Genomic DNA, 9,297 nt, shown 5'->3' with positions numbered 1-9,297 from the left:
TATTTCTAGTCGTACGCATAGGCGTAGCCATAGAAGTTCATACCCCGCGTCTTAAAACACGGCATTTTCGAACTTTTTAGGCCGCCAGAAAACACGGGGCGTGGCTTACGCTTACGGAATGATGTGTGGGTGAAATCTTCCGCCCAGGTCGCCAACCAGGCGGTTAACAAAATGATTCAGACCAAACCCGATCAAGACACCATTTTAGGGCCTTTGCTTTCGCAGTGTTGATAAGGGTTTGGTCCAGATGCCCTACGAATTCAATACCTCGCCTGAGAGTGTGATCTCGAGATTGCCACCCGATACGAGGGGAGGGGTGTCGGAAGAGGGGGACGTGCCATTCTCCCAGAGCCGCGCGGCCCCACGCACACCGGAGGAGTCCCCCCACCGGGCCGCCACAATTTTCGTTTCCCAGGCATCGGAAAACACGTGGCGGGCTATGATACCGGGAACGCGATCCAGAATCTCCGGAACGTTGGATAGCCCGCCTCCAATCACAATCGCGTCGGGATCGATGATGTTGCAGACGGAGGCTAAGGCTCGACCGATACGATCAATTAGCCTGTCAAATGCCAGCATAGCCGGACCGTGCCCCTGACGCATGGCGACGATAATGTCTTCCGCGCTTAGATGGGTACCGGTGGCACTGAGATAATCGCGCTGTAAGCCTGTGCCTGAAATGAACTGCTCAAGACAACCGCTTTGACCGCAATAGCAGTCCGGGCCCGGGGTTTCGTAGTCCCTAGGCCAGGGAAGGGGGTTGTGACCCCATTCGCCGCCGATGCCATTCTTGCCTTCGATAAGCCGTCCGTTGATGACGACCCCGCCACCGCAGCCGGTACCGAGAATGACGCCAAAACAGACGCCGGAGCCGGCGCCAGCGCCGTCAACAGCTTCGGACAGGGCAAAGCAGTTTGCATCATTGGCCAGACGGACCTCGCGTCCAAGTGCCGAAGACAGGTCTTCCCTGAACGGCCTGCCGTTCAAGTAAAGCGAGTTTGAGTTTCGCATAAGGCCCGTAGAGGGCGATATAGAGCCTGGAACACCTATGCCGACTGTGCCCTTCTGACCCGTTTCGCGTTCGACCATCGCCACCAGGTCGCATACCTTGCTAACCGCCGCGTCATACTGTCCGGGGTTTGCGGCCCTGATACGCATGAGGTAGTTGCCTTCGGCATCAAGGGCTGCAGCCTCGATTTTAGTGCCGCCAAAGTCTAAACCAATCTGAATCACCAGTAGGGCTCCCATACGCGTGTCAGGCGGGTAAGCGCCTCTAAGTAAAAATAGTCACCCCATAGGCAGTATTCGTTTACGCCGATCCCTTTGGGCATGTGATAGACGCCATGTTTAATGAGGCCTGCACCCGGTTCGTCAGGCTGGCTGGCATAATTATTAATTAGGCTGTTGAGTATATGCACGGCAGCAGACTGGTAGCTTTGCTGATCCGGATCCCCTAAAGGTAGATTTTTGCCCAATTCAATCAGGCCGCAGGCCGCAATGGCTGCCGCAGATGAGTCCCTTTCATACGGCGCGCCGGTGAAGATCAGATCCCAGCAGCAAACAAGGTCATCCGGCAATCGGTTCAAGAAATAGTTAGCCAGTTGAGCGGATGTCTCGATTAGACGAGGATCGCGCCTGTAGCGATAAACCAGAGGAAAACCGGATATACCCCAGGCCTGACCGCGAGCCCAGCAGGAGTCGTCGGAATAACCCTGATGAGTCGAGCCATGACGGGGTGCCCCAGTAACCGGGTCCATATAGAAGGTGTGAAAGGTCGAGGCGTCGGGCCTGACAATAAACCGACGCGCTTGTTCTATATGGAGATTTGCCGCCTCACGGAACGCTGTATCTCCAGTCTCTTCCGATGCCCAGTAAAGAAGCGGCAGGTTAAGATTACAATCAATAATCATCCGGCCAGCTTCGGCCGGATCGTTGAGATTGCCCCAGGCCTGTATAATTCCGGCCTTCGGCAGAAAGCGTGTCAAGAGAACTTGCGCCGCTTCCACAGCCGCTGTGCGCGCCTTGACTGAACCTGTCAGCTTGTAAGCTGCGACGCAGGAGAGGCTGTACAGGAATCCGAGGTCGTGGTGGTCTACGTTAATCCGGTTAAAGATACGGTGTGAAAATTCGCCGACCTGTGCCTCTGCCGCCTCACGGTAATGACTTTGGCCAGATAGTTCGTAAGCCAGCCATAACTGACCTGTCCAGAAGCCATTGGTCCATTCTGTATTATCCATTGTGGGGTAAACGCCGTGGACCGAAGATGGCGTGGGATATTGCCCTTTATAAACGCTAAGCGCCTTATCAATCCGCGCAAGGGCGGTGGATATGGCGGTATCAATCCGTTTTTGGTCAATAGCAGCTCGAAACGATAACTCTGAACGGATCAGAGGTTCACGTCCTTTAGTGTCAGCGGCGGGTAAATCTTTAGCAACAAAAGACATAGGTATAGATGGTTCTCTTAAGAGGCGGAATCACGGTTTTCGAGGTCGTGAGAGGTGGCGGCGTCTTTAATCTCATCCACACGCTTCGGATCAGGGGCAAGGGTCCAGATAGAGGCTATCCAGCAAACAAGCGCCCCCAGTCCAATCAGAAGATAGGTGTGTTGAAATCCAAGCAGATCGTATCCTCGTCCGACGGGCTGAGACAGTATGGCCAGACCAAGGGAATGTCCGAAGCTCACACCTACCATATACAAGGTTGATGCAAAGCGGGCCTCGAAGTGAGTAGCGATGTACCGGAAAATCGAAACCGCCAAGATCGGCAACTCAATCGAATGCAGCAGCTTCATAAGAGAAATGAGTACAGGCCCTTCAACAAGCCCTGAACCTGTAATTCGAATGATCATGATGCCAGCCGCCAGCAACAGACCGCGTTTGATTCCAGTAAAATTGACAATGAACGGCGCAACAAACAGCATGCCGGCTTCAAGGAAAATCTGCGCAAAGTTCAGCCGACCAAAGGCCTCACGTCCGAGCGCTTCAGTCGCGAACTGTGCAGCGTAGTAGACCGGAAATTGCTGATCGAACACCAAGTATAGATTTGTGACGCCTAGAATAAGAACCATGAAGCCCCAAAATTTGGGCAGGGACAGAACGGCCAGCGTGTCCTTAAAATTGACCGCGGTCTTTTTGACATTTTCGGCATCTGCGGTGTCTGCCTTGAAAAAAAACACTACTGGCAGCAGGACGAGCGCCATGGCTGAAGCAATATAAAAGTTAATGTGCGGATTGATATTAAACAGAGTGCCTGAAAAGAAGGCAGCGCAAGCAAAGCCCAGCGCGCCCCAAAGCCGAACTCGACTATATTCAAATCCGTATGTCCGACCGATACGGTCCACATAGGACTCTAGAGCAAACGAACCCGCCATGAAGGTTAGGCTAAGATAGGCTGCCCCCGCAGACGCCCCTAAGACCAGGTTCTGGCGCAACAAAGGCTCGTAGATGTAGACGTAGAAAAAACCGCAACTGGCCACCATAATAGCCAGAAACCACAGGAGATTTTTCCTAAGGCCGATCTTGTCGAGGATGTAACCGTAAAAAGGCTGCACAATCAAACAGGCAATAAAATTCGCCCCCATCACGGTTCCGGTCTGTTCTCCGGTGAGCGCCAATGTCGATTTGAGCCAGTTGGACAGCAGGGAAATGCTCATGGCCTGAGCCGCAAAAAACGCAAAAACGTATGCGCTCAGCAATATATATATTTTTCGCTTACCGGGCAGACTTGCGCCGCCCGGCGTGCCGCTTGACGCGAACGCCATGTTGCCTCACCTGTTTTTTTATAAAAAGTTAATACTCGCTGATATCGATATCACCGCCGTCCTCCTTTGTCAAACAGAGTTGTTCGTCTTCATGTTTTGCAGCGGACTTGTATTTGTACGATAAGTGGCTGTTTTGTAATCATAATATTGGGCACTGCGCGCGGGGAATTTTAACCATAATGTAACAATTTTCGCCCTGGTTCGAGTTTCCCTCTTCACAGAACGCTAAATTTGCCCTATTCACTACTAGCACATCGTGCGTTGGCACTTCCTCCCGAAACCCTCTTTGGGGTGGCAAGTGTGCCGAAGTCCGGCATTGACTTACGGCAATCCCCTCCCTTCTCAGACCATAGAGCTTTTCCGGCTCTATGGTCTTTTTTTGTTGATATCGATATCAGATTCGTCCACTATCACTATCATAATCAGTAAATAATAGAGGAATGAATATGAGCTTGGACCGGCGTCACCTCATTATGGGGACCTCGCTTTTAGCTGTGCCGTCCGCCGTGTCAGCGCAAACACAGAAGAGATCGAGGCTTCAGAGCCGCCTCCTGTTTCGCGTGTCGTCGCCAGACTCGCAGTTGACTGTCCTTGTCGATTTGTCAGGGGTTACACCAAGCTGGAGCATCCTCAGTGGGCAGAAGGTCGTGCTCAAACCTTCTGGACTCGGGCTATGGCTCGCCGAAGGGCGTCTGTTGGGTGAGGGGGCGTCGATACTGCGCGTATCGCGCCAGTCCTATTCGGGAAGCTGGACGCCGCAATTCGGTCAGTCGTCGCGTTATGATCATGCCGCCAACGAAATCACCCTGCACCTCAAAGACCCCGCGGGAATAAGATTTGATGTCATCGTCCGGGTTTTCAATGGGGCGGCGGCAGTCAGGTATCGACTTGTCGAGGTGCCAAAATTGCGTTCACTCAAACTGATGGGCGAGCGAACAGAGTTCCGCTTTGCTGACACTGCCGTCCTTTACAGCAGCCGAGACGAGGGGGATATTCATGTTTCCGGGCAGCGTGATCTGGCGCCCCTTGAGCATCCCGATCTGACGATCAGTTCGGATCGCGGACCCTTTGCGGACTTACCGATAACCGTGGACATCGGGAATGGCCTTTATGCCTTTATCGCAGAGTCTGATCGTCTGCATTACCCCAGAGCGATGATTAGTCCGACCAGAGGCGGTGGACTTGTGACCTATTTAATGCGCTATCCAGCGCGCGCCACGGGATGGGGCGGGCAGGACGAGACGCCGCGAGAAGCGGAATTTGACATAGATGTGGGCCAAAGCACGCCCTGGCGCGCTCTTTTGGTGGCCGATAGCGCTAAAGACCTTATCGAGCGACACCATATCGTGCCGACGCTGGCGTCGCCCAATATGCTAGGCGACACACGGTGGGTGAAGCCGGGTCATGCCTTTCGAATTATGAAACCCTATTCGACGGATGCGTCCCTCAAGGCCGTGGATTTCGCAGCATTACATAAGATCAGCTACGTGCTGTTCGATGCCCACTGGTATGGTGACGGAACGGATGCGTCAGAGCCTACCGTTCCGATCCAGGCGCTCGATCTGCAAAAGGTCATCGATTACGCCAGAAGCAAGGACATCGGGGTTTTGCTCTACATTGACCGCGTGGCAGTAACACGGGCGCTTGATCAGATGTGCAGGCTTTATCAGAAATGGGGCGTTGCGGGCGTGAAGCTCGGGTTCATGTGGGAAGGACGTCAGTCTGACGTCGATTTCATCTTCAAGGTCGTCAAGGCTTTTGGCGAACATGGTATGGTTGTCAATCTGCATGACAATCTGCGTCCGGCCGGACTTGAGCGCACCTTGCCCAACTACCTGACGCTTGAAGGGGTGAAGGGCAACGAGCAGTTCCCGGCAGCGCGTCATCATGTCAATCTCGCCTTTACCCGACCAATTGCTGGGCCAGCCGATTACACCATCTGCTACGCCCAGGAAAAGAACCAGACCACTAATGCCCATCAACTCGCTCTGGCGGTGACGGTCTACAGTCCAATGACTCTGCTTTACTGGTACGACAAGCCGGAGAAGTACGAAGGCAAGGCATGGCCTGAGTTGCGTTGGTTCGATGAGGTGCCGACCGTCTGGGATGAGACGGTCGCGGTGGCCGGTGAACTCGGGGAATTCGTTGTCATCGCCCGACGTAAAGGGGATCGGTGGTTCCTGGGCGCCCTGACCAATGAAATCGAGCGGCGGATCGAGATTCCGCTGTCTTTCCTAGGGGCTGGCACATGGCGGGCGACGCGTTACATGGACGGAAAACTAACCCGTCCCGCGTGGAAGACCCCGGTCCGCATCGAAACCGAGAGTGTGACGGCAAGTACACGACTGAAGCTTCAGCTAAATGCCGCCGGTGGGCAGGCGATTTTTCTGGAACAAATTTAACGTTATACTCTCCCGTAACGTTATAACAATCTACGGCTTAAGCCGCATAAAAAAACGCCGATTCAACAGGGCGAAGTCAGGAAATACAGCCCGTTTTGGGCCCGGGAAGGCACAATATGAAACCTCTACTTCTATCGGCGCTCCTGAGCGCTCTTCCGTTTCTGTGTCAGACTGCGGAACTACCGCAGGTGACACCTCTGAGGTCTATGCCGACCGGGATATGGGTATCAGATCAGGGGGATGGCACCTATATCAACCCGATTTTGCACGGTGATTATTCCGATCCAGATGTCGTGCGCGTAGGCGACGACTACTATCTGACGGCCTCTAGTTTCACAAATGTGCCCGGCCTTCCGGTCTTACATTCCAGGGATCTCGTCAATTGGCAGCTGATCGGCTATGCCCTTGAGCGCAATGTGCCCATGGCGCACCATGCCGTACCGCGGCGGGGAGGGGGGGTCTGGGCGCCCGCTATTCGTCACCACAATGGTCGCTTTGTGATCTATTACCCTGATCCGGATTTCGGTATTTTCATGGTCAGCGCGGTCGACCCAAGAGGCCCGTGGACGGCGCCAGTTCTTGTGGACTCGACAAAGGGCGCTATAGATCCCTCTCCCTTCTGGGATACTGACGGTCAGGGGTATCTCGCGCTGGCCTTTGCTAAATCGAGAGCAGGTTTCAGCAATATCATCACAATAAAAAAACTGAATGCAGAGGGGACGCGCACTGTTGATGAGGGCCGTGTCGTCATTGACGGCGCGAAGCTGCCGCCAGTCCTGACGTCGCAGGGGGCAAAGCCGTGGTTCACCACAGAGGGGCCTAAGCTCTATAAACGCAACGGCTGGTATTACATTTTTGCTCCGGCCGGCTCCGTCAAAGGGGGATGGCAGGGCGTGTTTCGCTCCCAGTCTGTTTACGGTCCCTATGAGGGACGAAATGTGATGGATCAGGGGGGAACGACCATGAATGGCCCGCACCAAGGCGCGTGGGTCGATACGCCCTCCAGCGCGCACAAACCTGCGGAGCACTGGTTTATTCATTTTCAGGATACCGACAGCTATGGCCGTCGCGTCATGCTTCAGCCGATGACTTGGACGAAGGACGATTGGCCGATCATCGGTCAGCGCCAGAAGGAGCAGGTTTTCGGACAGCCGATATGGCGGCACAGGAAACCTGATCTTCCGGCGCAGGCAGCGAGTACGCCTCCGGCAAGTGATTCCTTTGCCGATGGCTATCACTTGGGCTGGCAATGGAGCGCCAACCCATCGGATGACTGGGTTGACCGCTCGGTAACTGGCCGGTTGCGTCTTAAGTCTGTTTCTTCCTCTGCTAATCTGTGGGAGGCGGGCAACCTTCTGACTCAAAAGTTGCCTGGCATGGCCTTTTCCGCGACAACTCGCCTGAGTCTTCACCCTAACCTCCCCGGAGAACGGGCAGGCCTGCTTGTTCTGGGGTATGATTATGGCTGGATCGGTCTTGAGCAAACCGCCGATGGGACTCGGCTTGTGCAGGTCACGCGAAAAAATGCCAATGCCGGCGGGGGCGAAAGCCTCCTAACGGCGCCTGTGCAGGTGTCCGGCCCAGTGTGGGTTCGAGTCCGTTTCTCACCGGTAGAGGTGGCTGAGCCGGTTCCAAACTTCCCCCATTATTGGCCATCGATGTTGCGTTCGACGCACGCCCGCGTCGAATTCAGCTACAGTCTCGATGGTCAGAGCTATACACCTATTGGGCAGGGGCTGACGACGCTTCCTGGCCGTTGGGTCGGCACACAAATAGGGCTCTTTGCTCAGGCGGCATCAGGTACGCCGTCATATGTGGCCACGCGCGTGGGATTTGCCGAGTTCGAAAGTTTTGTTATCGATAAGTGACAACTTTAGGCAAAAGTACGGACCGATTCGGTATAGTCTGGTAACTATACACTTCTCTTGCAATCGTTTTTCGCAGCAGGATTCAAATGGCACGACGCTCAGCCAGCGACCAGAAAGTGGTCACCATACATGATGTTGCCCGACATGCAGGCGTATCTTCGATGACCGTCTCGCGTGTCATCAACAAAAATGTCAATGTGCGTGAGCCGCTGCGAGAGAGGGTGATGGCCTCGATCAAGGCGCTTGATTACACGATGAATATGGCCGCTCGATCCACACGATCGGGGATGGGTGGTACCCGGATTGGTATTCTCTATTCTCACCCTTCGGCCTCTTATCTGAACGAAGTCATGTTGGGAGGGTTGGACGAAGCAGCCAAACTGGGGGCGCAACTCATTCTCGAAAAATGCGGAGGGTTGGACTCGCAGAAGAAGGCGGTTAAGCGTCTCATTGCCGCGGGTGTCGATGGCGTCATTATTCCTCCGCCGTTGTGTGACTCGGCGCAAACGGTCAAAATGCTGGCCTCGGAGGGGGTGCCTGTTCTCGCTTTGGCGACTGCCAAGCCTTTGCCAGAGGTCTCTGCCGTTCGCATTGATGACTTTGCCGGAGCTCTGGCCCTGACGCGGCATTTGACAAAACTGGGCCATGCGCGAATTGGCTTTATCAAGGGTGATCCAGCGCACACGCCAACCGAGGTCCGTTATGAAGGCTTCATGAAAGGTATGGCCGAAGCGGGTCTAACGGTTGATCCGTCCCTCGTGGTGCAAGGACAGTTTACTTACAAATCCGGTTTGCAGGCCGGCATGACGCTTCTTGACCGGCAGGATCGTCCGACGGCGATCTTTGCCTCAAATGATGACATGGGCGCAGCCGTAGTCGCGGTGGCGCATGGTCTGAGAATTCGCATCCCAGAAGACCTGAGTGTTTGCGGTTTTGACGATACGCCCGTAGCCTCAACCATATGGCCGCAGTTAACGACCGTCCACCAACCTATTGTGTCTATGGGGCGTAATGCGGTCGCGACGATTTTTGAGAAGATCAAAGAGGGCCGCTCTTCGGGCTCCGCTGCCCCCATCCACCGTCTCATGAAATTCACGCTCATGGAGCGGGGGTCTTCAGGTCAGGCACCGGATTAAGCGCCTGAACTCTCTAGGCCGAAAACTCATAAAACGGGTTTTCAAGGTGGCGTATGCGTGATTCAAGGCTTTCATTGATTTGGAGGCCTTTTTCATGACCCGTCGCCGCTACGAGCTGACAGAGAAGGAAT

Annotated in this window: 6 protein-coding genes; 3 read left to right on the top strand and 3 right to left on the bottom strand. The window is 54.5% G+C overall.

Features of this window, described 5'->3' with window-relative positions; all coding sequences use genetic code 11:
* Positions 1–252: 252 nt before the first annotated feature.
* From Q0072_RS18300 to Q0072_RS18290, 3 genes are read right to left on the bottom strand one after another with little or no spacing between them, the layout of a single operon-like run.
* On the bottom strand, positions 253–1,233 hold the full coding sequence (locus tag Q0072_RS18300; RefSeq protein WP_298332993.1) for an ROK family protein: 981 nt from the start codon (positions 1,231–1,233) through the stop codon (positions 253–255).
* Positions 1,230–2,444 (bottom strand): glycoside hydrolase family 88 protein, encoded by a 1,215-nt coding sequence (locus tag Q0072_RS18295; RefSeq protein ID WP_298332992.1) that lies wholly within the window; start codon positions 2,442–2,444, stop codon positions 1,230–1,232. The genes Q0072_RS18300 and Q0072_RS18295 overlap by 4 nt, the downstream gene beginning before the upstream one ends.
* A 17-nt stretch (positions 2,445–2,461) precedes the next feature.
* Positions 2,462–3,760 carry an oligosaccharide MFS transporter gene (locus tag Q0072_RS18290; protein WP_298332991.1) on the bottom strand — a complete coding sequence of 433 codons (1,299 nt, stop codon included), beginning with the start codon at positions 3,758–3,760 and terminating at the stop codon, positions 2,462–2,464.
* 440 nt (positions 3,761–4,200) lie between these two features.
* On the opposite strand from Q0072_RS18290, the gene Q0072_RS18285 reads away from it, so the two are divergent.
* From Q0072_RS18285 to Q0072_RS18275, 3 genes are all read left to right on the top strand, one after another.
* Positions 4,201–6,162 carry a glycoside hydrolase family 97 catalytic domain-containing protein gene (locus Q0072_RS18285; protein WP_366941852.1) on the top strand — a complete coding sequence of 654 codons (1,962 nt, stop codon included), beginning with the start codon at positions 4,201–4,203 and terminating at the stop codon, positions 6,160–6,162.
* A 206-nt stretch (positions 6,163–6,368) separates the two neighbouring features.
* A complete protein-coding gene (locus Q0072_RS18280) occupies positions 6,369–8,030 on the top strand; it encodes a glycoside hydrolase 43 family protein (RefSeq protein WP_298332990.1) in 1,662 nt (553 codons plus the stop codon).
* A gap of 86 nt (positions 8,031–8,116) precedes the next feature.
* A complete protein-coding gene (locus Q0072_RS18275) occupies positions 8,117–9,166 on the top strand; it encodes a LacI family DNA-binding transcriptional regulator (RefSeq protein ID WP_298332989.1) in 1,050 nt (349 codons plus the stop codon).
* Positions 9,167–9,297 lie beyond the last annotated feature (131 nt).

This window comes from Asticcacaulis sp., from assembly GCF_027484505.1.
Taxonomy (GTDB): domain Bacteria; phylum Pseudomonadota; class Alphaproteobacteria; order Caulobacterales; family Caulobacteraceae; genus Asticcacaulis.
Note: the sequence above shows the minus strand (reverse complement) of the source record. Positions and strands in the feature narration are given on the sequence as shown.

Bases quoted from the DNA above. Each gene is read 5' to 3' on its own strand.
- Q0072_RS18295 (WP_298332992.1), bottom strand. From the start codon at position 2,444: ATGTCTTTTGTTGCTAAAGATTTACCCGCCGCTGACACTAAAGGACGT.
- Q0072_RS18290 (WP_298332991.1), bottom strand. From the start codon at position 3,760: ATGGCGTTCGCGTCAAGCGGCACGCCGGGCGGCGCAAGTCTGCCCGGT.
- Q0072_RS18285 (WP_366941852.1), top strand. From the start codon at position 4,201: ATGAATATGAGCTTGGACCGGCGTCACCTCATTATGGGGACCTCGCTT.
- Q0072_RS18280 (WP_298332990.1), top strand. From the start codon at position 6,369: ATGCCGACCGGGATATGGGTATCAGATCAGGGGGATGGCACCTATATC.
- Q0072_RS18275 (WP_298332989.1), top strand. From the start codon at position 8,117: ATGGCACGACGCTCAGCCAGCGACCAGAAAGTGGTCACCATACATGAT.